The following is a 22,613-nucleotide window of genomic DNA, read 5'->3' as shown; positions in this document are numbered from 1 at the left end:
ATCGTTGCCTAAATCAATGCGGCGCCGCTTCCAGCAGTCTATTCCGCGAGTTTCTCCAGCGCCTCGAGGCCATGCTTCAACGCTGCTGCTCCACGCGGTCCCAGTTGCTGCAGCAGTTCAGCCTCGAAGTCATGCGCAACTTTCACAAGGTCGAGATAGGCCTTCCGCCCGGCCGGCGTCAGCACAAGATTTTCGACACGGCGGTCGGTCTCATCGCGCTTTCGCAACAGCCAGCGCCGCTGTTCGAGGGCAAGCACGGCGCGCGAGACTTTTGTCTTGTGCATTGACGAATGAGTCCCGATCGCCGTGGCGGTCATGGTGCCAAACTGGCCCAGCGTTGCAAGTGTTCGCCACTCCGGCCGTGTCAGTCCATACTGATCCCGGTAAAGGCTCGCGAAACGATGGCTCACGGCTTCTGCCGCCTTGTTGAGACGGTATGGGGTGAACGCCTCCAGTATAAGCGGCGGGTCGATGTCGATCTTGTTGTTCATGTCTACAATCCCGATTGTCATTGATAGTTACAAAATAGATCGTCACAATTGCAACTAAATTGGAGGTTCGATCATGGCTCTTCACTATATGCCGGGCTTCGGCAACGACTTCGAGACGGAATCGCTTCCAGGCGCCCTGCCGCAGGGACAAAACTCGCCGCAGCGCTGCGCTTACGGCCTTTACGCCGAGCAACTCTCCGGCTCCCCTTTTACTGCGCCGCGCGGCACGAACGAGCGATCCTGGCTCTATCGCATTCGCCCATCGGTCAAGCATAGCGGGCGATTTTCGCCGGCAAAGCGCGAGCACTGGAAGACCGCGCCAAACCTCGATGACCATGAATTGCCGATCGGACAGCTACGCTGGAATCCGACGCCAATGCCGCGCGATTCCGTCAACTTTATTGATGGCATTCGCACCATGACCACGGCTGGCGATGTCCACGGTCAGGTGGGCATGTCCGCACATGTCTACGCGTTCAATACTGCCATGGAGGACGACTACTTCTTCAATGCGGATGGCGAAATGCTGCTTTTGCCCGAGAAGGGCAAGCTCAACATTTTCACCGAGATGGGCATCATCGAAATCGAACCTTCGGAAATCTGCGTGATCCCACGCGGGATGATGTTCAAGGTGTCGGCGCCTGACGGCGAGGCCAGGGGCTATATTTGCGAGAATTACGGGGCAAAATTCGCCCTGCCGGATCGCGGACCGATTGGTGCCAACTGCCTGGCCAACCCGCGCGATTTCAAGACACCGGTTGCAGCCTTCGAAGACAAGGAAGTTCCTTGCCGTCTGCATGTGAAATGGTGCGGCAAGTTCTATCAGACGACACTCGATCATTCCCCGTTGGACGTCGTGGCTTGGCACGGAAATTATGCGCCCTACAAGTATGACCTGCGCACGTTCTCGCCGGTCGGAGCGATCCTGTTCGATCATCCCGATCCATCGATCTTCACCGTGCTCACCGCGCCGTCGGGCGAGGAGGGAACGGCCAATGTCGATTTCGTTATTTTCCCGCCGCGCTGGCTGGTTGCCGAGCACAGTTTCCGGCCGCCCTGGTACCACCGCAACATCATGTCCGAATTCATGGGCCTGGTGTATGGTCAATACGATGCCAAGGAAGAAGGGTTCGTGCCTGGGGGCATAAGCCTTCACAACATGATGCTGCCGCATGGACCGGACACGATGGGGTTCAACAAGGCATCCACGGTGGAACTCAAGCCGCAGCGGCTGGACAACACCCTTGCCTTCATGTTCGAGACGCGCTTCCCCCAGCACCTTACCCGCTATGCAGCTGATACACCGGCGCTGCAAGACAATTACGCCGACTGCTGGAAAGGTCTCCGCAAGCGGTTCAACGGGACGCCGGAAGGCGACTGGTCCGAGGAGATCGTAAAGTAATGAAACTCGCCTCTCTCAATAATGGAACGCGCGACGGCAAACTGGTCATAGTGTCGAAAGATCTGACCCACTATACCGATGCCTCGTTCCTCGCGCCGACGTTGCAGTCCGCACTTGACGACTGGTCGCGTATCGCCCCGCACCTCGCGGCGCTTGCCTCCAGCCTTGAACTGCGGGCTGTTCCCCTGGAGCGCTTTCACGAACATGATGCGCTGTCGCCTCTGCCGCGCGCCTATCAGTGGGCCGACGGTTCAGCCTATGTCAATCATGTCGAACTGGTCCGCCAGGCGCGCAATGCGCCGATGCCCGAGAGCTTCTGGACTGACCCGCTCATCTATCAGGGTGGGTCCGACAGTTTCCTTGCTCCGCGCGAACCCATCCGCATGGCCGACGAAGCCTATGGCATTGACATGGAGGGTGAGGTTACGGTGATCGTCGACGATGTGCCGATGGGCGCGGGTCTCGACGAAGCGCGGGCCGCGATCCGCCTGATCATGTTGGTCAACGATGTCAGCCTGCGCAACTTCATTCCGGCCGAGCTTGGCAAAGGGTTCGGCTTTTTTCAGTCAAAACCGTCGTCGGCTTTCTCACCCGTGGCGGTCACACCCGATGAACTCGGCGAGGCCTGGGATGGCGGCAAAGTGCGCCTGCCGCTCTGTGTCGATCTCAACGGCCGGCCCTTTGGCCGCGCCAACGCCGGCATCGACATGACGTTCGATTTTCCGACGTTGATTGCCCATGCGGCGAAGACGCGCCCGCTTTGCGCCGGCACGATCATCGGATCGGGAACGGTGTCGAACAAGCTTGACGGCGAAGCGGGCAAACCCATTGAAGAGGATGGCGCCGGCTACTCGTGCATCGCCGAAATCCGCATGATCGAGACGATTGCCACCGGCAGTCCGCGAACGCCATTCATGCGTTTCGGCGACACAGTTCGCATAGAGATGAAAGACGCATACGGCCATTCGATCTTCGGCGCCATCGAACAACAGGTGACCCGCCATGAGCGCTAAAGCCATCCTCTATGATTATTGGCGCTCGTCGGCGAGCTACCGCGTGCGCATTGCCCTTAACATGCTCGGGCTTGAGTATGACAGGGTGCCGGTCGACCTCTTGAGCCAGGAGCATAAAGGCATCGATCACCTCTGTCGCAATCCGCAGGGGCTCGTGCCGACACTCGCGATCGACGGGCATATGATGACCCAGTCGCTTGCGATCATCGAATACCTCAACGAATCCCACCCCGAGGCTCGCTTCCTGCCTGACGATCCTTTGGGGCGACAACGGGTTCGCGCGCTTTCCTACGCAATCGCGATGGAAATCCATCCCGTCTGCAATCTGGGTGTGGCATCGCATGTCATGCAGCTTGCAGGGGGCGATGAAGCGGCGCGGCGCAATTGGATGCATAAGTTCATCTCTGAAGGTCTGGGCGCATTCGAGACCATGCTCGATCACCCCGAAACCGGGCACTTTTGCCATGGCGATACCCCTTCCATGGCCGATTTCTGCCTCGTGCCGCAGGTCTTCAATGCGAGGCGCTGGGGAGCCAAAATCGAAAGTCTGGAGCGCGTCAATGCCATCGCTGCCCGTTGCGATGCGATCGGTGCCTTTGCCGCGGCGCATCCTGATCGGCTGAGGCCGGGATCACTTGGTTAATCGCCGGACGGGTCTCGCGGTTATCTGTAGCCATCGGCTTCGGGATAACGTTGGGCAAAGTCAGAGGTTTAGACGCCGCTGAAAGATCCGATAGGGTTTTGGACGTGGTCTGGCCAGCGACGCATGACTTCGCCCGTTAAAGCTCTGATGGATCTCCTCGCATCGGTCATTTCCATTTGCAGTACTTCGCTTGCACGCTGCAATTCGTCTGTCGAGTTCAATTTCGAAACGACCCACGCGAGTTTGCGGACAATGTCGGCACCATAGGCACCTTCGGCCTTGGCGATCGCATTATCGGGTATGTTTTTATGATGGTGCACGAGCATGCCAAGGTCGATGGCATCCCGATATGCAACGGAGCGATCGTGACACCTGTCGGCATTTGCCAGGAGCTTCTCCGCAAACAAATCCTCTTCGACAAGCATCGGTAGGCCAAGCTCCGAGTCGATATGGCCACACAGCTCAATCCGCGCTTCGCGGATGATTTCGAATTTGATCACCTGTTCGTTATGCCGTAGCGCGGTTCGCAATCCGTATTGATCGATTTTGAATGTGCGCAGCGGTTCGACAGGTGCTGGAAAGAACGCGCGAATACCACGCTCGACAGCTGCGCTGCGCAGTTCGCGATATCCGTCCGGGTCAGCGCAAAGGAAATCAACATCCAGCGACTGCCGATATTCGCCCAGTTTGAGGACGATTGACGTACCACCACCGAACCAGCATTGGTTGGTCGCCAGAAACGAAGCATCCATCAGGCGCAGCGCCTCAAGGATAACGCGGTGTTCCGCCCTTTTTAGTTCGGTCATATTTGTTCTCGCTGTGCACTGGTACTATGCAGCAGCAAGCATGGATCCGAAAGTCAGGAATTCAGCAATACGCCATTGCCGAAAGTATCGGTCAAATCTTTGATGAGATCCGCTTCAGGTCCCGTCAGCTTATCCGTATCGATGAAGCGCCAATTGCGCTCGTAGATTTCAAACGCTTCTTGTGCCGGTATCGCGCGCGCAACATCGCGGTTCCAGGCAAGCTGCTTAAGCTGCGGGAAATCGGCTGGTACAATAGGGGCGATTGTCGCTGGTTTCATAATGCATCCAATATAAATGTGGACTGCGGATCTTTAAAGCTCCAATCTATACCTACTCCGCCGCTTCGATATTGATGACGCCGCGCCGGATCTGGTCTTCCTCGATCGATTCAAACAAGGCGCGGAAATTGCCTTCGCCAAAGCCTTCGTCGCCCTTGCGCTGAATGAACTCGAAGAAGATCGGGCCGATCACGGTCTTGGAGAAAATCTGCAGAAGGATCTTCGTAATGCCGCCATCTATGACACCTTCGCCGTCGATCAGAATGCCGTGCGTCTTCATGCGCTCGATCGGCTCGTCATGGCCCTGCACACGCTCGTGCGACTTCTCATAATAGGTTTCAGGCGGGCCGGGCATGAATTTGAGCCCGTTTAGGGACAGCTTGTCGGTAGCTTCGTAAATCGCCTCTGTCCCGACCGCGATATGCTGAATGCCTTCGCCCTTGTATTTCCGCAGATACTCCTCGATCTGGCTCTTGTCGTCCGTCGACTCATTGAGCGGGATGCGGATCTTTCCGCAAGGCGACGTGATCGCGCGGGAGACGAGCCCCGTCAGCTTCCCGGCTATATCGAAGAAGTGGATCTGCTTGAAGCCAAAGAGCTCGCGGTAGAATGCCCACCATTTGTCCATGTTGCCGCGATAGACATTGTGGGTGAGGTGGTCGAGGTAATAGAACCCGACGCCTTCCGGCTTCAGATCGCGTTCGCCGAGCCATTCGAATTCGGCGTCGTAAGCCGATCCGCGCTCGCCATAGGTTTCGATGAAGTACAAAAGCGAACCGCCGATCCCTACGATGGCAGGAACGTCTAGGGTCTTGTCCTCGCCTTCATACGGGGTCGCACCCTTGGCGACCGCGTGATTGAAGGCATGATTGGCATCGACCACGCGCCAGGCCATGGAAGGGGCGCAAGGGCCATGCTTCGAAACGAAATTGGTCGCATGAGAATTTGGCTCGGCGTTGAGAACGTAATTGATGTCGCCCTGCCGCCACACAGTGATGTTCTTGCTCTTGTGGCGCGCAACCGGCACATAGCCCATGCGTGCGAACAACTCTTCGAGCTTTTCCGGCTCGGGATGGGCAAATTCCACGAACTCGAATCCGTCGGTGCCAGCTGGGTTTGCCTTGGTGATTGCGGCTTTCGGTGCGTCGTGCGGAAACGGTCCCATATCATCCTCCATGTACCACCCTCATTATCGCGCAAATCAACCGCATGGTGCTTGCATTTCAACGCTGTCTGGACGTAAATAATGCACGTTGTATGCATATTGGCGTTACAAGGAGCACGAATGGAGCATCTTGACGCATTTGACCGCAAGATACTGTACAGCTTGCAGGAAGATGGACGGCTGACAAACAACGAGCTTTCGGAAAAGATCAATCTCTCGCCCTCGCAATGTTCGCGCCGCCGGTCGCGCCTGGAGGAGGAGGGCTATATTCGCGGCTACCGCGCGGAGATCGACCGCGAAAAACTCGGCCTTGGCATCGTCAACATTATTTCGGTGACGCTCGCGACACACAATCGCGACAACGCCCGGCGCTTCTCCGACCTTATCTCAAGATTGCCGCAAGTGATGGAGGCCCATGCGCTCACAGGCGAAATGGATTACTTTATCAAGGTAGTGACGCCTGATCTGCGGGCGCTCTCCGCCTTCGTCAATGAGGTATTGCTGCCGCATGAATCAGTTCAGAATGTCAAAACCGCTATCGTGCTCGACACGCTGAAAGAGGATGGGCGGTTGCCAATCTAAAGATAAAGCGCCTTGCCGGTCATCGCGTAAACGCGGGCGCGCCCGAGCATATAGGCGGTGAGGGCATGGATATCGAAGAGGCCGTGGAATGCGCGGCTCATGATGTTCATCCCGCCCGTATAGGCGCCGAATGCCGGCATGATCAGCCGCGAATGGTCGCTGACGAAGCAGCGCCGCTGCACTGACTGGCCGCGGTGCACCACCTTGGCTGCCGGGTGGAGGTGTCCGGCAATTTCGCCGCGGCACGCAAATTTCGAGGGCTCATGGCGGAAAATGAGATTGCCGAATGCAAGTTCCGTGAAGGTTTCGCCCGGAAGGTCGGCCGGATGTTCGGGGTCGTGGTTGCCTGTGATCCATATCCATTCGCGCCCCGCCATCAATGCGGCAAGCTGCGCCGCATAGACCGCTGGCAGGCGCGCCGCGGCCTTGCCGTCATGAAAACTGTCGCCGAGGCTGATGACGCAGGCCGGATCATAGCGCGCCATCACCTTGGCAAGCGCCGCGAGCGTCGAGGCTGTATCATATGGCGGCAGCATCATGCCGCGCCGCGCGAACGACGATCCCTTCTCGAAGTGCAGATCCGAAACGATGAGGACACGGTCGTCTTCGAGATACAGCGCGCCTGAGGGATCCCCGATCGCCGGATGTCCCGCAACGGCAATCTGCGCCGAGCCGTGCAGTGCTGTCTTCGTTGTGTGGAATGCCGGATTCACTTCTGTTCCATCTCGCGGGTAAGATCGTCGGCAATCTCCTCGAGGATCCTTTCATGCGCCTCGCCCGGAACGCGTTCCCTGCCGATTTCCAGCATGACGGGAACGGCAAGCGGCGAGATCTGATCAAGATCCTTGTGAACGATATTGCCCTTGATTCGCCCAAGCATATCGGCAAGTCGGCGAATGTCGAGGAGGCCGGTCGCCGCATCGGCCCGCGTCGCCTGAATAAGTATGTGATCCGGCTCGTGCTCGCGCAGGACATCGTAGATAAGATCGGTCGAAACCGTCACCTGCCTGCCCGTCTTCTCCTGCCCGGGATGACGCTTTTCGACAAGGCCCGATATCAGCGCGCAGTTACGAAAGGTGCGCTTCAGCATCCAGCTTTCCGCCAGCCAGGCTTCGAGGTCATCGCCCAGCATGTCCTCATCGAAAAGCTCGGCCAGCGGCAGTTCGCCGTTCTTGAACATGCGGCCCATGTCGCGCATGCCCCAGATGGTCAACGCATAGTCCGTTGCAACAAAGCCGAGTGGACGCGCCTTGGCCCGTTCAAGACGCCGGGTCAAAAGCATCCCGAGCGTCTGGTGCGCCAGTCTTCCTTCGAAGGGATAGGCCACCATATAGGAGCGCTCGCCGCGCGGGAACGTCTCGACAAGCAGGCTGCCGGCTTGTGGAATGATCGACCTGTCCCTCTGGATGCGCAGCCAGTCGCTCACCTGATCCGGGAGCGCGCCCCAACGCTTCGGGTCGGCGAGCATTCCTCGCACCTGATCCGCGAGATAGGTGGTCAGCGGGAACTTGCCACCGGCATAGGAGGGAATCTTTGCGTCGAAGCCGTCCGCTTTCGATACGAGGCACTCGTTTTCGCGAATGCCTTCGAACCGCAGCACGCGCCCGGAAAAGAAGAAGGTATCGCCCCGCGACAATGCTTCGATAAACGATTCCTCCACCTTGCCGAGAACCGGTCCGCCGCGCACAGCGCCCTTGCTCCCTTGCCGGACGAGCCTGACATTGAGCGCCGGAGCTTCGATGATAGTGCCGACATTGAGCCGATATTGCTGGGCGAAACGCGGATGCGTCACCCGCCATGTGCCGTCGGCGGTCTGCCTTATCTTGGCGAAGCGCTCATAGCTCTTGAGGGCGTAGCCGCCGGTTGCCACGAAATCGATGATCCGGTCGAAGGTTTCGCGCGGCAGGTCGGCATAGGGAAGGGCGGTGATCACTTCAGCATAGAGATCGTCGGCGTGGAACGGCGCGGCGCAGGCCATGCCGAGAACGTGCTGCGCCAGCACGTCGAGCGAACCCGCGCCAAGCGGCGGGGTATCCTGTGCGCCGATGTAGTTCGCATCGAGCGCGGCCTGGCATTCCATCACCTCGAAGCGATTTGCAGGAACGAGGATCGCGCGCGACGGCTCGTCCATGCGGTGATTTGACCGGCCGATGCGCTGCGCAAGGCGGCTGGCACCCTTCGGCGCGCCGACATGGATGACGAGGTCGACGTCGCCCCAATCGATGCCGAGATCGAGGGTCGAGGTGGCAACGACGGCACGCAGGGTATTAGCGGCCATCGCCTGTTCGACCCTGCGGCGTTTGCTGACATCGAGCGAACCGTGGTGTACGGCGATTGGCATGTTGTCTTCGTTCGCCATCCAAAGGTCATGGAACAGGCGCTCAGCCTGACTGCGGGTATTGACGAAGATCAGTGTTGTCCGGTGCGCCTTGATCGCCTCATAAATACCGGGGATCGCATAAATCGCCGAATGTCCGGCCCAGGGCACGTGGTCCTCGGTATCTAGGATGGTGATATGGGGTTTGGCGCCGCCCTCCACGGTCACGAGGCTCGCTTTTGGCGCATCCTCAGTCTGTGGCAGCAGCCATCGCCGCAATCCGTCTGGGTCGGCGACGGTCGCGGACAAGCCCACCGCTTGTAATCCGGGCTGCAGTTGCCGTAGGCGTGCCAGGCCGAGGGCAAGCAGATGACCACGTTTCGAGGTGACGAGCGAATGAAGCTCGTCGAGGATGACGTAGCGCAGGTTTTCGAAGAACTTGCCGGCATCCTTGCCGGATATGAGCAGAGCGAGCTGCTCGGGGGTGGTCAACAGAATGTCCGGGGGGGCGAGTTTTTGCCTCTGACGCTTATAGGCGGGCGTATCGCCGGTGCGTGTTTCCAGCGAAATATCGAGGCCCATCTCGTCGATCGGCTTTTCGAGGTTGCGGTGGATATCGACGGCAAGGGCCTTCAGCGGCGAGATGTACAACGTATGGACGCCGCGGCTTGGCGCATTGCTCTTGCCGCGGGTGGACAGGTCGACGAGAGCGGGCAGAAATCCTGCGAGGGTCTTGCCGGCGCCGGTCGGGGCGATCAGAAGCGTCGATCTTCCCGCCTGCGCCTCCTCGAGAAGTTGGAGCTGATGCGCGCGCGGCGACCAGCCCTTCGACTGGAACCAGTCGAGAAAGGCCGGCGGCAGCATGGGTATGCCGGTCTCGGCTATGGCGGCTTTGCTGGTGCTCACTTGCGCGAATGTAATGGCGCGGTGTCGATGCGCCAAGTTTTCTTTGTCAGGATTGTACGGAGCCAAATGTGACCTATGTTCGTTCATGCCAATAATGGAAAGGTGGCGATGAATTTTTTCCGATCAAATGTGGCGCTGGTCTTTCCCTCCCCCTTGTGGGGAGGGTCGACGCGCAGCGTCGGGGAGGGGTTTTGCAATGGTAGAAGTGCCCCTCCCGGCTGCTGCGCAGCCACCCTCCCCACAAGGGGGAGGGAAACCATCGGCATCGTTGCGTCATGTTAACTCGCCCCGAAGCGCTCCTTTGCTCAACCCCGGCCGGGCTCTACTCGCCGGCCGGGGATTTCTATATCGATCCGGTACGCCCAGTTGACCGGGCGTTGATTACTCACGGACATTCCGATCATGCCCGCTCTGGACATGCGAAGGTCATGGCCACAAGGCAGACGCTTGATATCATGGCGCTGCGCTATGGTGCGGGCTTCGCCGGCCAGACCCAGGCAGCAGAGCTTGGCCAGACCACGGAAATCAATGGCGTGTCCGTGAGTTTCCATCCGGCAGGGCATGTGCTTGGTTCCGCCCAAATTGCTGTTGAAAAGGAAGGAATGCGGATCGTTGCCTCGGGTGATTACAAGCGGCGTCCTGATCCGACCTGCCTCGGTTTCGAGCCAGTTGCATGCGATGTTTTCATCACCGAAGCAACCTTCGCTTTGCCGGTCTTTCGCCATCCAGACAGTCGCGATGAGATCGCCAAGCTGTTGAAATCTGTCGAGCAGTTTCCCGAGCGTTCGCACCTCGTCGGTGCCTATGCGCTCGGCAAGGCGCAGCGGGTTATCCGTATGCTAAGAGATGCCGGCTATGACCAGACGATCTACATTCATGGCGCGCTGGCAAAGCTGTGCGACTACTACCAGTCGCAGGGCATCGACCTCGGCAAGCTTGCGCCCGCGACGGTCGAGAACGGAAGGTCCGATTTTCGCGGTGCCATCATTGTCGGGCCGCCATCGGCGTTTCTCGACCGCTGGGCCCGCCGCTTTCCTGATCCGGTGTCATGCTTCGCCTCGGGCTGGATGCGCATCCGCCAGCGGGCGCGTCAGCAGGGCGTCGAACTGCCGATCATCCTTTCGGACCATTGCGACTGGGATGAGCTCACGCAGACCATCGGCGATCTCGGGCCGAAGCAGGTTTGGGTCACCCATGGCCGCGAGGAGGCGCTGGTGCGCTGGTGCGACCTCAACCATATCGCGGCGCGGCCGCTGCATCTCGTCGGCTATGAGGACGAGGGCGACTGATGGAAGAATTTGCAGAACTTCTCGACCGGCTTGTTCTTACCCCGGCACGCAACGGCAAGATCACCTTGCTGGTCGATTACTTCCGCGTGACGCCGGACCCCGATCGCGGCCTTGCGCTCGCGGCGATCACTGGCGATCTCGACATTGCCAACGTCAAGCCGGCGATGCTTCGCGCGCTGGTAAACGAGCGCATCGATGAGCAGCTCTTCGCCTATTCCTACGACTATGTCGGCGACCTTGCCGAGACCATTTCGCTTGTCTGGTCGGCGGATGAGGCGGTGCGCGCCAATGCGGCGCCCTCGCTTGGCGATGTCGTCGCATCTCTCGCTCTGGCATCGCGCAGCGACGCCCTCCGACTGGTCGAGCGCTGGCTCGACCAGCTCGATGCTTCGGCGCGCTATGCCCTGATCAAGCTCGCCACCGGCGGCCTGCGTATCGGCGTGTCGGCGCGCCTTGCCAAGCAGGCGCTGGCGCAGTTCGGCAATGTCGACGTCGTGGAGATCGAGGAGTTATGGCACGGCTTGAAGCCGCCCTATGAAGAGCTGTTCGCCTGGCTGGAAAATACGGCGGAGAAGCCGCAAACTCTTGCCGCCGCTCCCTTCCGTCCGGTCATGCTCTCGACCCCGCTGGAGGAGCCGGACTATGCCCGCATCAATGCTGAAGACTATGCGGCGGAATGGAAATGGGACGGTATCCGCGTTCAGTTGACGGCGGAAGGCGGGCAAAGGCGCATCTACTCGCGCACGGGGGACGACATCTCCCATGCCTTCCCGGATATCGCCGATGCCATGGATTTCGAAGGCACGCTCGACGGCGAACTCCTCGTCGGTCGCAGTGCCGAAGACGGTATCGAGATTGGTGCATTTGGCGACCTGCAGCAAAGGCTGAACCGCAAGGCGGTCTCGGTCAGGCAACTTGAAACGCATCCGGCTTTCGTGCGGGTCTATGATATTCTTTTCGACGGACCTGATGATGTCCGCGCTTTGCCCTTTGCCGAGCGCCGGGCACGCCTCGAGACGTTCGTCGAGAAACTCGACCCAACGCGCTTCGATCTATCACCGCTCGTCCCATTTGCCGGTTTTGAAGATCTTGTCGAACTGCGGCGCAACCCGCCACATCCGATCATTGAAGGACTTATGCTCAAGCAGCGCTCGTCCTCCTATGTTCCCGGCAGGCCGAAGGGGCCATGGTTCAAATGGAAGCGCGATCCGTTCATCATCGACGCTGTGCTCGTTTATGCGCAGCGTGGCCATGGCAAGCGCTCGAGCTATTATTCGGACTATACATTTGCTGTCTGGACGGGTCCGGAGACGGAGCCGCACCTCGTGCCTGTCGGCAAGGCCTATTTCGGTTTCACCGACGAGGAATTGAAACGGCTCGACGCCTATGTGCGCAACAACACCACCGAACGCTTTGGCCCCGTGAGGTCGGTGCGGGCCGAGCCCGAACATGGACTTGTGCTTGAAGTCGCCTTCGAGGGACTCAATCGTTCGAAGCGCCACAAGTCCGGCGTCGCCATGCGGTTTCCGCGTATCTCCCGCCTGCGCTGGGACAAACCGCCCATCGAGGCGGATCGGCTCGAAACCCTCGAAGCATTGTTGCGCGATACCGAGGCGGTCGACTGAGTGGTCAACGCGGCGGGCGCGGGAAGAAAATACTGGTGCGCCGTTGATAATCGCGAAAGGCACTGCCCCGTGTTGCCAGCATGTGCTGCTCGAGTGGCGGAACCCCGGAAACGTGACGCAGAAGCACGTACATCAGGACAGGCGCGACTAACGTCAGCCAGCCATGGGCATAGTCGCCGTCGAAATCGGCGCCGATAAAGACATAGGAAGTCCATCCAAGCCACTCGAAGAAATAGTTGGGATGGCGCGACCATGACCAAAGACCGGCATTGCAGACCTTGCCGTAGTTGGCGGGATCGCTGGCAAACTTTCTTAGCTGCCAATCGGCGACGGCCTCGCCGAGGAGCGCAACAAGCATGATCAGCGCGCCGAGATAATCCGGAAATTCGAGTTCGGCATCGGGACGCGATGCTGCTACGTAGACGCAGATTACCAGCATCGCTCCGGCGAACGCCTGGCTTTGCAGGAAGAAGAACATGCGCGAGGCGGCATTGGGTCCCCATTCGTGCCGCAGCCTGGCATAGCGGGGATCGTCGCCATTCTTCAACGTCCGGACGAGAATGTGGCCGCCGAGCCGGAGTGACCAGATGAGGACGAGGGCAATGACCAGATATTTGCGGTCGGCAGAAACCATATCGCTTGAGACATAAACGGCGAGCGACGCTATCGTTCCGACACCGAAAGACCAGAATACGTCGGCCCATCCGTCGTTGCCAGTTACCCGCTGCACCAGCCACGCCGCCGCCATAACGGCCGAGAAGGCAATCGTCGCGGTAATTAGAATGGCAACTGCCGACATTGGAACCACAACTCCTTTCCAACTTGCGCGTGAAGTGAAGCTCGCACTGGAAGGAGCGACTCACCGCTCATGAGTATACGTCACGCCGGACAATTCGGACTACCGGCTACAAAAGGGACTAGCGCTTTGTCTGGCCAGTGGAAATCAGTCGCGCTGCTTTTTGCTCTCGATACGCCATTCTTTGGCGCCGAACGTTACGTCGAAGCGCGACAGGAAGGAGCGCCCGAGCAAGCCGTCGGTACCGTCCCCCAAGGCATGGTCGTCTGCATGAACAACAGCCGCTACATCTTCGGCTTCGACTTTTCCAAGCTTCACTTTGTCGAGCGAAGTGCGCTGCGCTATGGCGATCCCGTTCGCCGTTTGCAACCGGACCGTGTGATCGCGTCCAAGACGTATCTTGGCCCTCTCGGCAAACGACTTGGTGAGCGAGACTGAGCTTGCACCTGTGTCGACGACGAATGTGCCGGTCACGCCGTTTACACTGACCTGGGCGGTGATGACATCCTTGCCCTGTGTGGGAAATCGATCGCTGCCCGTGGCATAGCTTTCGGCACATTTGCCCTTGCGGCTATAGTCCTTGATGATCGACTGGGTGCGCGGCGTATCGTTTTCAGACGGATCGATGGAGATCCATGTCTGGATCGGCGTGATGGCCTGGCAATATTGACCGAGAGCCGCGTAGCTCAACGACAATCGGCGAAAAACGGTGCTGTTGAGCGATTTCAGATCGTCGGTCAGTCCAATGGTCGAGTCATACTCGTCTATGGCTTCCTGGTAGCGCTTGGCGTCCTCGAGAATTTGTGCCCGCATGAAATGGTTCTGGGCAAGGTCGGGCGACATAACGATGAGATCGTTCGACACCTTCAACGCCGCGTCCAGATCGCTCAGGCCGTACAATATGTCCGCGGCATTGTAGAGCGCGACGTCCGAGGGATTGCACTTGGCGGTAAACGCCAGAAAGACCTTCGCTGCCTCGCGGCGATACCCTGCTTCGCGAAGGTCGTCCGTAAAATTATAAGTGGCTTGCCAATCGCACGGTTCTCTTACGAGAATGGCGAGATTCCTGGCCATGGAACCGCTGCCTGCAACCTCGGCAGGCAAGGGCTGAATATCGAAGCGCGCGTAAAATTCCGGTGAAATCCCGCTCTGAGCTTGGCTTGCAACGCCCTTCGACGGACGACCATTCAAGAGCTCCTCGCCGAAAAAATAGAGCGCGGTTCCACCGGCTGCGATGAGCAAGATGACGATGATAATGAAGCTGTATGCGCTCCAGAAGGTTTCGCGTGGCGGCATTCCGCCGTTCCGGTCGTTCCAATCGACGTTAAGCATTAGCCGCTTTCAAAATGCATTATGAAAAAGTCTTGAGTAACCCACTATGCAACAGGAGGTGGGGGCCATGAAATACGACCTAAGTGCTACGAATTCATGCTATCACCCAGCCGATACCACGGGTTTCGCGTCCGAAAATGAGTCCTAGAGGGCAGTTTTCCACATGATCCGCGGTTGTTTTGTCCCGAATCTGAATCTGCCGCATCTTCTCGATAAAACGGCGCCAAATGACCATTTGGTCCATATGGTGCAACAATTTTTTGACGTGCTCGTAAGCCCCGAGACAAGAAAATATTACGACTAAAGCATTACACCCTCCTTGCGTTTGGGAAAATTTTGTCATTTGTTCATGCCTTCGCAATTCTCTTAGAGGGGAAGGAAAAGAAAAATGACCTTTATGAAACTGAATATCCGCGCGGCAATGCTGCTTGGATCGCTGATGATGGCGGCAAGCCCGGCGCTGGCCGAAGCTGTGCTGCATCGCGGCAATAGCGGTGAGCCACAGACCCTCGATCAGTCGCAGACTTCCATTGATATTGAAGCCTTCATTCTGAAGGATCTTTACGAGGGCCTGACGATCTATGACGCCAATGGCAAGATCGTTCCGGGCGTAGCCGAAAGCTGGACTGTATCCGACGACGGCCTCGTCTATACGTTCAAGCTGCGTGAAAACGCCAAGTGGTCCGATGGTTCGCCGGTCGTTGCTGAAGATTTCATCTTCTCGATGCAGCGTGAGGAAGATCCGAAGACGGCTGCCGGCTATGCCAACATTCTTTATCCGATCAAGAATGCCGAAGCGATCAACAAGGGCAAGATGCCGGTGGACCAGCTCGGCATGAAAGCCGTCAACGACAAGACGCTTGAAATCACGCTGGAACGCCCGACGCCGTTCTTTATCGAACTTCTGTCGCACCAGTCCGCACTGCCAGTCAACAAGGCGAGCTTCGAGAAGAACGGCGCCGAATTCGTCAAGCCAGGCAAGCTAGTCGGCAATGGCGCCTTCAAGCTGGTGGAGCACGTTCCGAATGACCACCTCACGGTCGTGAAGAACGAAAACTACTGGGACGCTGCCAACGTAAAGCTCGACAAGGTCATCTTCTACCCGCTCGAAGACCAGGCCGCTGGCCTGCGCCGCTACGAGGCCGGCGAACTCGATCTCGTCTATAATTTCTCCTCCGACCAGATCAAGCGCCTGCGCGACGCCAATCCGAAGCAGGTTCATGTGACGCCCGCCGCCGCGACCTATTATTATCCGTTCGACACGCGTACCGAACCCTTCAACGACGCCCGCGTGCGACGTGCCTTGTCGATGGCGGTTGACCGCGACTTCCTCGCCAAGGACATTTACGACGGCACGAAACTTCCGGTCTATTCGCTGGTTCCTCCGGGCCTTGAAAATTATGGCGAGCCGTCCAAGGCCGATTTCGCCGGCATGTCGCAGCTCGACCGCGAAGACAAGGCTATCGAGTTGATGAAGGAAGCCGGATACGGCGAGGGCGGCAAGCCGCTCAACATCGAAATCCGCTACAACACCAACCCGAACCACCAGAAGGTTGCGACAGCCGTCGCCGACATGTGGAAGAAGACCTTCGGCGCCAATGTAACGCTGATGAATCTCGATATTTCGTCGCACTACGCCTACCTGCAGGAAGGCGGCAAGTTCAACGTTGCGCGCGCCGGCTGGACCGCCGACTATGCCGACGCCGAGAACTTCCTCAATCTCAACGTCAGCACCAACAAGACCTTCAATTACGGGCACTATGAAAACCCCGAATTCGATGCGCTGATGAAGAAGTCCTATGAGGAGCGCGACCCCGCGGCCCGCTCCAAGATCCTGCATGAGGCCGAGGCGCTGATCATGAAGGATCAGCCCATCGCCCCCTTGATGAACGATGCCAATCTCTGGCTCGTCTCCGACAAGGTGAAGGGTTGGGGTGACAACGCCAACAATGAACATCTGAGCAAGTATCTGAGCGTCGAATAGCATCGTGGGCGCAACCCGGTTTTCCCGGGTTGCGCCGTTCGTTTGCCCGGCTCGCAATGCGGCACGTTCCGACAGAACAACAGTCAAGAGCGCCAAACCGGTGATCCTCATGGGTCGGCCGAGCGGAACCATTTGCGCCGTGCAACGGGATGATGCAGTCTTCAAGTTGAGAGAAACACAACCTCATTCTTGAACTGTTCCGACAAGAAGAAGAGACTAGTTCGATGTTTCATTTCGTCCTTCGCCGACTGGCGAGCGCCGTGCCGACGCTGTTTATCGTCGTCACGATTTCCTTTTTTCTCATGCGCTTTGCGCCAGGCGGACCATTCAATCTGGAACGACCTTTGCCGCCGGCGACGATGGAAAACCTGATGCGGGCCTACCATCTCGATCAGCCGTTATGGAACCAATATCTCCAGTACCTGAAGAACGCGGTTACCGGCGATTTCGGGCCGAGCTACATCTACAAGGACAACACCATTGCCGAGCTCATTGGCAAAGGTCTTCCTTACTCGGTTCAGCTCGGTACCTACGCCTTGCTGTTCGCCTTGATCGGCGGGGTGCTGATCGGAACGATCGCGGCGCTCAGGCAGAACAGTTTTATCGATTTCCTCGTCATGTCCGTGGCAACGACCGGCGTCACCGTGCCAAATTTTGTCGTCGGCCCGATCATGACCCTGATCTTCGCGCTCATGCTTGCATGGGTTCCTGCCGGCGGCTGGGGCGACGGATCGCTTAAGTTCCTCATCCTCCCGGTGATCACGCTAGGCCTGCCCCAGCTCGCGGTGTTTGCTCGCCTTACGCGCGGGTCGATGATCGAGGCCCTCCATGCGGATCACATCCGCACCGCGCGCGCCTACGGCCTGCCTGCGAAGGTGGTGGTCGTAACCCACGCTATGCGCGGCGCTCTCCTGCCGGTCGTTTCCTATCTCGCGCCTTGCGCCGCCGCCTTGCTGACTGGCTCGGCGGTCGTCGAGTCCATCTTCACAATTCCCGGCGTCGGTCGCTATTTCGTTCTGGGCGCAATCAATCGCGACTATACGCTAGTGATGGGAACGGTCGTACTCGTCGCCATTTTCGTCATTGTTTTCAATCTTGTGGTCGATATTCTCTACGGCCTTCTTGATCCGAGGGTCCGTCATGACTGATCTGATCGATGTTCCCACCACCATCATTCCTCCAGAGGAATCAAAGGGTCGCAGCCTGTTCCAACTTGCGGTCATGCGCTTTCGCCGCAACTACGCGGCGATGGCCGGCTGCGTCATGCTTGCGCTTATCACGATCTTTTCTTTTGTCGGTCCCTATTTCCTGAGCCACACCTATGACCAGGTGTTTCCGTCCTACGTAAACATGGGTCCGAGCCTCGAGGCCTATCCGAAGGCCGATACCCTCAACGACGTGATGAAGGGCGTAGCCAGCCGGGCTCGCGTCGAGCTCAACGAGTTTGCCGTGGATGGTAACAACTTCACCGCGAGCGTCAGCTCCGAGCAGCCGATCGATCCCCGCGTGACGCGCTATTTCGACCGGGCCAACGAGTTCGAAAACACCAAGGTCACGGCCACGGAAAATGACGGCAAGACCCTGAAGCTCGCGGGCGAGGTCAAGCGCGAGTACTTCCTTTTCGGCACGGACGACAATGGCCGCGATCTCATGGCGCGCGTCATGCTAGGCGGACAAATTTCGCTCGCCGTTGGTTTGCTTGCCAGCCTGGTTTCCCTGGTTGTCGGCGTCGTCTACGGCGCCATCTCCGGCTATATCGGCGGGCGTCTCGACAATGTGATGATGCGTCTTGTGGAAATTCTCTATTCGCTGCCCTTCGTCTTTCTCGTCGTCGTGCTTGTCGTTTTCTTCGGACGCAGCTTTATCCTGATATTCCTGGTGATCGGCGCGGTGGAATGGCTCGACATGGCCCGCATCGTGCGCGGCCAGACCCTCGCGCTGAAGCGCCGCGAATTCATCGGCGCTGCGCAAGCCCTGGGACTGACCGATTGGCAGATCATTCGCCGCCACATCATTCCCAACACGATCGGTCCGGTCATCGTTTTCGTCACTGTGGTGGTGCCGAAAGTCATCCTGCTCGAAAGCTTCCTTTCCTTCCTCGGATTGGGCGTGCAGGAGCCGTTGACGAGTTGGGGCGCATTGATCTCGGCCGGCGCCAACAAGATGCAGTCTTCACCGTGGTTCCTGATCTTCCCCGCGATTTTCTTTGTCCTGACGCTGTTCTCGCTCAACTTCATTGGCGACGGATTGCGCGATGCTCTCGACCCGAAGGACCGCTGATATGACGGACATCAAAGAAAATATCTTGTCCGTACGCGGGCTGAAGGTCGACTTCTCGACACCCGACGGCGACGTCAATGCTGTCAAGGGGATTGATCTCGACGTCAAGGCGGGCGAAACCCTTGCGGTCGTCGGTGAATCCGGCTCGGGCAAGAGCCAGACCATGATGGGCATCATGGGCCTCCTTGCCAGGAACGGCAGGGTAACGGGCTCAGCGAAATACCGCGGCAAGGAACTGGTCGGTCTGCCGCTGAAGCGCCTCAACGAGGTGCGCGGTTCGAAGATCACCATGATCTTTCAGGAACCGATGACCTCGCTCGATCCGCTCTATACTGTTGGCCGCCAGATCGCCGAGCCGCTCGTCCACCACAAGGGAATGACCTTCAGGCAGGCAAAGGTGCGCGTCCTGGAGCTCTTGAAGCTCGTCGGCATCCCCGACCCGGAGCGGCGCATCAACAGCTATCCGCATGAAATGTCAGGCGGACAGCGCCAGCGCGTCATGATCGCCATGGCCCTTGCCAACGAACCGGATCTGCTGATCGCCGACGAGCCTACCACGGCGCTCGATGTGACGATCCAGGCCCAAATCCTCGACCTGTTGCGATCACTGCAAAAGCGTTTCGGCATGGCCATCGTGCTGATCACCCATGATCTCGGCATCGTCAAGCACTTCGCCGATCGCGTCGTCGTTATGCGCCGCGGCGACGTCGTCGAACGCGGCAGCATCAAGGATATCTTCGAAAATCCGCAGGAGGATTATACCAAGATGCTGCTTGCCGCCGAGCCGAGCGGCACCAAGGAGCCGCCGGCCGACAATGCGCCAATCATCCTTGAGGGGCGCAATGTCGCGGTCGACTTCGCCATTGGCGGCGGATTCTTTACCAGCGCGAAGACCATGTTCCGCGCGGTAGACGGTGTAAGCGTCCGGCTGAAAAAGGGCCAGACAATCGGGATTGTCGGCGAATCCGGTTCAGGCAAATCGACCCTGGGCAGGGCGCTGCTGCGGCTCCTGCCAAGCAGCGGCCAATATCATTTCGGCTCGAAGAATATCTCCAATTTCGACCGATCCGCCATGCGCCCTTTGCGGCGCGAATTGCAGCTGGTATTTCAGGACCCATACGGGTCCCTGTCGCCGCGCCAGACCGTCGGTGAAATCATAACCGAGGGCCTGTTCATCCACGAGCCGCAATTATCACGCGCCGAGCGCGACAAACGGGCAATTGCTGCACTCAAGGAGGTGGGGCTCGATCCCGCAGCGCGCAATCGCTATCCGCACGAGTTTTCGGGCGGCCAGCGCCAGCGCATCGCCATTGCCCGCGCCGTAATCCTCAAGCCGAAGGTGGTCATACTCGACGAGCCGACGTCAGCGCTCGACCGTTCCGTACAGGGACAGGTCATCGATCTTCTCCGTGACCTCCAGGACAAGCACGACCTCTCCTATATTTTCATCAGCCATGATCTCGCGGTAATCAAGGCTATGTCCGACTACGTCATCGTCATGAAGAACGGCAAGATTGTCGAGGAAGGCGAGACCGAGGACATTTTTGAAACGCCGACCCAGAACTATACGAAAACCCTGATGGCCGCCGCGTTCGATCTGGAGTGACGAACGGCCTTGCAAGCGAGCTGCGAAAGGACCATTTTATAGACGCGGGCGTATATACGTATAGACGCGGGGTATAGAATGGCCTTTTCGGTAAAAGACAAAGCGACGGATGAAGCGGTGCGGCGGCTTGCCAAACTGAAGAAGACGAGTTTGACCGAAGCTATCCGCGAAGCGGTTGTGCACGAATATGAGCGCGTCAAACAGGAAGCCCCGATACACCAACGGCTCGAAAAAATCTTCGCGGAGTATCGCGGCTATCCCATGACGGGTCTTGAGGCAGACAAGTCGTTCTTCGACGAACTATCGGGTGACGAATGATATTCATCGATGCGTCTGCTATCATTTCGATTGTGGACGGCGAAGATGATGCCATCGCGCTGGCGGCGAGATTGCCGGAGGCTTCGCCGACCTATATTTCACCTGTGGTGCTGTATGAGGCAGTCACCGGGCTTGCCCGCAAGCGTGCTGCGCCGATTGAGGTGGCAGAACGCTCAATAGAAATTTTTATCGCGCAGACCAATGCCCAGATGATTGAGATCACCGCCGAGATTGGTCTCAACGCCATAGAGGCATTCAAGAAATTTGGTCGCGGGCGCCACAAGGCCGGCCTTAACATGGGTGACTGCTTTGCTTACGCCTGCGCTAAGGCGCACAATCTGCCTTTGTTGTTCAAGAGTAGCGATTTTCCTTATACGGATATCGAGTCGGCCTAGCGGACAGCGCTACACCAACTCCGATCGCCACGGCGGGTTGGCGCCCGCGCGCGATACCGTCACCGCTGCGGCTTTCACCCCCAGCGACAAGGCCTCGCGGACTTGGCCTTCAGTGAGCCGCGTGACTGCGTGCTTGGTCAAAAGGCCCGCTTCTTCAAGGGAAGCCAGTACACCGGCGGTAAAAGTATCGCCAGCGCCGACCGTATCGACGACGGGAACTTTCTGGGCCGAGACGTGCACTGTGAGGTCCGCCGTATAACCTGTGACACCGTCGGCTCCGTGGGTAACGAGGATCAGTTTCGGTCCGCTCTTATTCGCCGGCACGATCCAGCGCCGGGCGATCTCGTCCATCGTTCCGCTCTCGCCGAACCAGCGCATGTCCTCGTCGGAGATCTTGAGGATGTCGGTCATGGCAATCATCCGACGCATGCGGGCCATGTGCTTTTCCCGGTCGGGAATGAAGCCAGGGCGAATGTTGGGGTCAAGAATGGTGACACGCTTCTCGTGCTCGCGTGCCATCAGCGCTTCATAGGTCGAGCCGCAGGGCTCCGGGATAAGGCTGATTGCGCCGAACTGTAGGGCGGTCATATCGCCGCCCAGCTGTGGCAGATGTTCGACCGCAAGCGAACGTCCGGCGCTGTTCTCATCATAGAACATGTAGCTTGCCTGCCCGTCGGTCAAACGGACGAAAGCGAGGGTCGTCGGCTGCGCCGAAATATGGGCATAGGTGGTGCCGACCTTGTTGGCGGCGAGACTGTCGAGCAGCATCTGCCCGAAAAAATCCGACGAAATTCCGGAAAAGAACTCCGTTGCAATTCCGAGCCGGCCGAGCGCGATGGCCGTATTGAAAACAGCGCCGCCCACATAGGGTGCAAAGGCAGGCTCTCCTGACTCGCTCTTGCGCTGCAACATGTCGATCAGGGCCTCGCCACAACATAAAATCATAGGTCAATCTCTCTTGGATATATGACACCCTTGCGGATGATAATATTGGCATAGAGCCGCGGTTCACCTGTCGCAATGATCGTGTGTGCGGCTTTCACACGTGCATAGAAGGCATCGCCGGCCAGTGCAACAAGCTTGAAACCCTTGGCACGGCGGGCACAGACTTGCGTCATTTCCTCGTGTACCGGATCTGCAAGGGCGGGATCGCCTTTTGCCGAAGCCCGAAACAGCGCCTCCGCGACGAAATCGTCGACGGGCAAGACTTGCAGGATAGCGTCGAGGAGGGGAATGAGCGGCAGGCCGTCCGCACGAATAAGGCGCCTTGCGTGTTCCAGCGCCGGGTAATTGCCGTCGACAAGTGCGATCTCGTCCCCATGGCCCATGGAGCGCAGGGTGAAAAGCAGTTCCGGCCCCAGCATCGGCGGGATCCCGATGAGCAT

Annotated in this window: 22 protein-coding genes; 12 read left to right on the top strand and 10 right to left on the bottom strand. The window is 58.5% G+C overall.

Features of this window, described 5'->3' with window-relative positions:
* Nucleotides 1-38: 38 nt before the first annotated feature.
* A complete protein-coding gene (locus AC1DNI_RS15065; RefSeq protein WP_477692418.1) occupies nucleotides 39-491 on the bottom strand; it encodes a MarR family winged helix-turn-helix transcriptional regulator in 453 nt (150 codons plus the stop codon).
* Nucleotides 492-564: 73 nt separating this feature from the next.
* On the opposite strand from AC1DNI_RS15065, the gene hmgA reads away from it, so the two are divergent.
* From hmgA to maiA, 3 genes are read left to right on the top strand one after another with little or no spacing between them, the layout of a single operon-like run.
* On the top strand, nucleotides 565-1,893 hold the full coding sequence (gene hmgA / locus AC1DNI_RS15060; RefSeq protein WP_477692417.1) for a homogentisate 1,2-dioxygenase: 1,329 nt from the start codon (nucleotides 565-567) through the stop codon (nucleotides 1,891-1,893).
* Nucleotides 1,893-2,906, top strand: coding sequence for a fumarylacetoacetate hydrolase family protein (locus tag AC1DNI_RS15055; protein ID WP_477692416.1), 1,014 nt, complete (start codon nucleotides 1,893-1,895; stop codon nucleotides 2,904-2,906). The genes hmgA and AC1DNI_RS15055 overlap by 1 nt, the downstream gene beginning before the upstream one ends.
* Nucleotides 2,896-3,549, top strand: coding sequence for a maleylacetoacetate isomerase (maiA, locus tag AC1DNI_RS15050; protein WP_477692415.1), 654 nt, complete (start codon nucleotides 2,896-2,898; stop codon nucleotides 3,547-3,549). The genes AC1DNI_RS15055 and maiA overlap by 11 nt, the downstream gene beginning before the upstream one ends.
* Before the next feature lie 68 nt (nucleotides 3,550-3,617).
* Here maiA and AC1DNI_RS15045 read toward each other — a convergent pair whose 3' ends face one another.
* The 3 genes from AC1DNI_RS15045 to hppD are packed head-to-tail and all read right to left on the bottom strand — an operon-like array spanning nucleotide 3,618 to nucleotide 5,798.
* The gene (locus AC1DNI_RS15045; RefSeq protein ID WP_477692414.1) at nucleotides 3,618-4,355 is read right to left on the bottom strand and encodes a nucleotidyl transferase AbiEii/AbiGii toxin family protein; all 738 of its coding nucleotides are present in this window, start codon (nucleotides 4,353-4,355) and stop codon (nucleotides 3,618-3,620) included.
* 53 nt (nucleotides 4,356-4,408) lie between these two features.
* Nucleotides 4,409-4,633: a hypothetical protein gene (locus AC1DNI_RS15040; RefSeq protein ID WP_091923483.1), complete on the bottom strand. Its 225-nt coding sequence runs from the start codon at nucleotides 4,631-4,633 to the stop codon at nucleotides 4,409-4,411.
* 52 nt (nucleotides 4,634-4,685) lie between these two features.
* Entirely contained in the window at nucleotides 4,686-5,798 is a 1,113-nt protein-coding gene (gene hppD / locus AC1DNI_RS15035; RefSeq protein WP_477692413.1) for a 4-hydroxyphenylpyruvate dioxygenase, read from the bottom strand.
* A 120-nt stretch (nucleotides 5,799-5,918) separates the two neighbouring features.
* On the opposite strand from hppD, the gene AC1DNI_RS15030 reads away from it, so the two are divergent.
* Entirely contained in the window at nucleotides 5,919-6,380 is a 462-nt protein-coding gene (locus AC1DNI_RS15030) for an Lrp/AsnC family transcriptional regulator (RefSeq protein WP_477692412.1), read from the top strand.
* Here AC1DNI_RS15030 and pdeM read toward each other — a convergent pair.
* A complete protein-coding gene (pdeM, locus tag AC1DNI_RS15025; RefSeq protein ID WP_370645618.1) occupies nucleotides 6,377-7,093 on the bottom strand; it encodes a ligase-associated DNA damage response endonuclease PdeM in 717 nt (238 codons plus the stop codon). The two genes, AC1DNI_RS15030 and pdeM, sit on opposite strands and share 4 nt — an antisense overlap.
* Nucleotides 7,090-9,561 (bottom strand): ligase-associated DNA damage response DEXH box helicase, encoded by a 2,472-nt coding sequence (locus AC1DNI_RS15020; RefSeq protein WP_477692445.1) that lies wholly within the window; start codon nucleotides 9,559-9,561, stop codon nucleotides 7,090-7,092. The genes pdeM and AC1DNI_RS15020 overlap by 4 nt, the downstream gene beginning before the upstream one ends.
* A gap of 317 nt (nucleotides 9,562-9,878) precedes the next feature.
* Between AC1DNI_RS15020 and AC1DNI_RS15015 the strand changes: the two genes are divergently transcribed.
* A complete protein-coding gene (locus AC1DNI_RS15015) occupies nucleotides 9,879-10,892 on the top strand; it encodes a ligase-associated DNA damage response exonuclease (RefSeq protein ID WP_477692411.1) in 1,014 nt (337 codons plus the stop codon).
* A complete protein-coding gene (locus AC1DNI_RS15010; RefSeq protein WP_477692410.1) occupies nucleotides 10,892-12,517 on the top strand; it encodes a cisplatin damage response ATP-dependent DNA ligase in 1,626 nt (541 codons plus the stop codon). The genes AC1DNI_RS15015 and AC1DNI_RS15010 overlap by 1 nt, the downstream gene beginning before the upstream one ends.
* A 4-nt stretch (nucleotides 12,518-12,521) precedes the next feature.
* On the opposite strand, the gene AC1DNI_RS15005 is transcribed toward AC1DNI_RS15010, so the two are convergent.
* Entirely contained in the window at nucleotides 12,522-13,316 is a 795-nt protein-coding gene (locus AC1DNI_RS15005) for a DUF1295 domain-containing protein (protein WP_477692409.1), read from the bottom strand.
* Nucleotides 13,317-13,460: 144 nt separating this feature from the next.
* Nucleotides 13,461-14,645: a TIGR02281 family clan AA aspartic protease gene (locus AC1DNI_RS15000; RefSeq protein WP_477692408.1), complete on the bottom strand. Its 1,185-nt coding sequence runs from the start codon at nucleotides 14,643-14,645 to the stop codon at nucleotides 13,461-13,463.
* 388 nt (nucleotides 14,646-15,033) lie between these two features.
* On the opposite strand from AC1DNI_RS15000, the gene AC1DNI_RS14995 reads away from it, so the two are divergent.
* The 6 genes from AC1DNI_RS14995 (at nucleotide 15,034) to AC1DNI_RS14970 (ending at nucleotide 21,228) form a co-directional block, all read left to right on the top strand.
* Nucleotides 15,034-16,629, top strand: coding sequence for a peptide ABC transporter substrate-binding protein (locus tag AC1DNI_RS14995; RefSeq protein WP_027232278.1), 1,596 nt, complete (start codon nucleotides 15,034-15,036; stop codon nucleotides 16,627-16,629).
* 224 nt (nucleotides 16,630-16,853) lie between these two features.
* Entirely contained in the window at nucleotides 16,854-17,777 is a 924-nt protein-coding gene (gene oppB, locus AC1DNI_RS14990; protein ID WP_027232277.1) for an oligopeptide ABC transporter permease OppB, read from the top strand.
* Nucleotides 17,770-18,909 (top strand): ABC transporter permease subunit, encoded by a 1,140-nt coding sequence (locus AC1DNI_RS14985; RefSeq protein ID WP_091923465.1) that lies wholly within the window; start codon nucleotides 17,770-17,772, stop codon nucleotides 18,907-18,909. Before oppB ends, AC1DNI_RS14985 begins: the two co-directional genes overlap by 8 nt.
* A 1-nt stretch (nucleotide 18,910) precedes the next feature.
* Nucleotides 18,911-20,515: an ABC transporter ATP-binding protein gene (locus tag AC1DNI_RS14980; protein WP_477692407.1), complete on the top strand. Its 1,605-nt coding sequence runs from the start codon at nucleotides 18,911-18,913 to the stop codon at nucleotides 20,513-20,515.
* 78 nt (nucleotides 20,516-20,593) lie between these two features.
* Nucleotides 20,594-20,833 (top strand): type II toxin-antitoxin system VapB family antitoxin, encoded by a 240-nt coding sequence (locus AC1DNI_RS14975; RefSeq protein WP_477692406.1) that lies wholly within the window; start codon nucleotides 20,594-20,596, stop codon nucleotides 20,831-20,833.
* Nucleotides 20,830-21,228: a type II toxin-antitoxin system VapC family toxin gene (locus tag AC1DNI_RS14970; RefSeq protein ID WP_477692405.1), complete on the top strand. Its 399-nt coding sequence runs from the start codon at nucleotides 20,830-20,832 to the stop codon at nucleotides 21,226-21,228. Before AC1DNI_RS14975 ends, AC1DNI_RS14970 begins: the two co-directional genes overlap by 4 nt.
* Nucleotides 21,229-21,237: 9 nt before the next feature.
* Here the strand turns inward: AC1DNI_RS14970 and AC1DNI_RS14965 are convergent, their stop codons facing one another.
* Nucleotides 21,238-22,173, bottom strand: coding sequence for a carbohydrate kinase family protein (locus AC1DNI_RS14965; protein ID WP_477692404.1), 936 nt, complete (start codon nucleotides 22,171-22,173; stop codon nucleotides 21,238-21,240).
* Nucleotides 22,170-22,613 carry an RbsD/FucU family protein gene (locus AC1DNI_RS14960; protein WP_477692403.1) on the bottom strand — a complete coding sequence of 148 codons (444 nt, stop codon included), beginning with the start codon at nucleotides 22,611-22,613 and terminating at the stop codon, nucleotides 22,170-22,172. The genes AC1DNI_RS14965 and AC1DNI_RS14960 overlap by 4 nt, the downstream gene beginning before the upstream one ends.

This window comes from Phyllobacterium sp. 01N428 (genome assembly GCF_056399405.1).
This window is presented reverse-complemented; position numbering and strand designations above follow the sequence as displayed.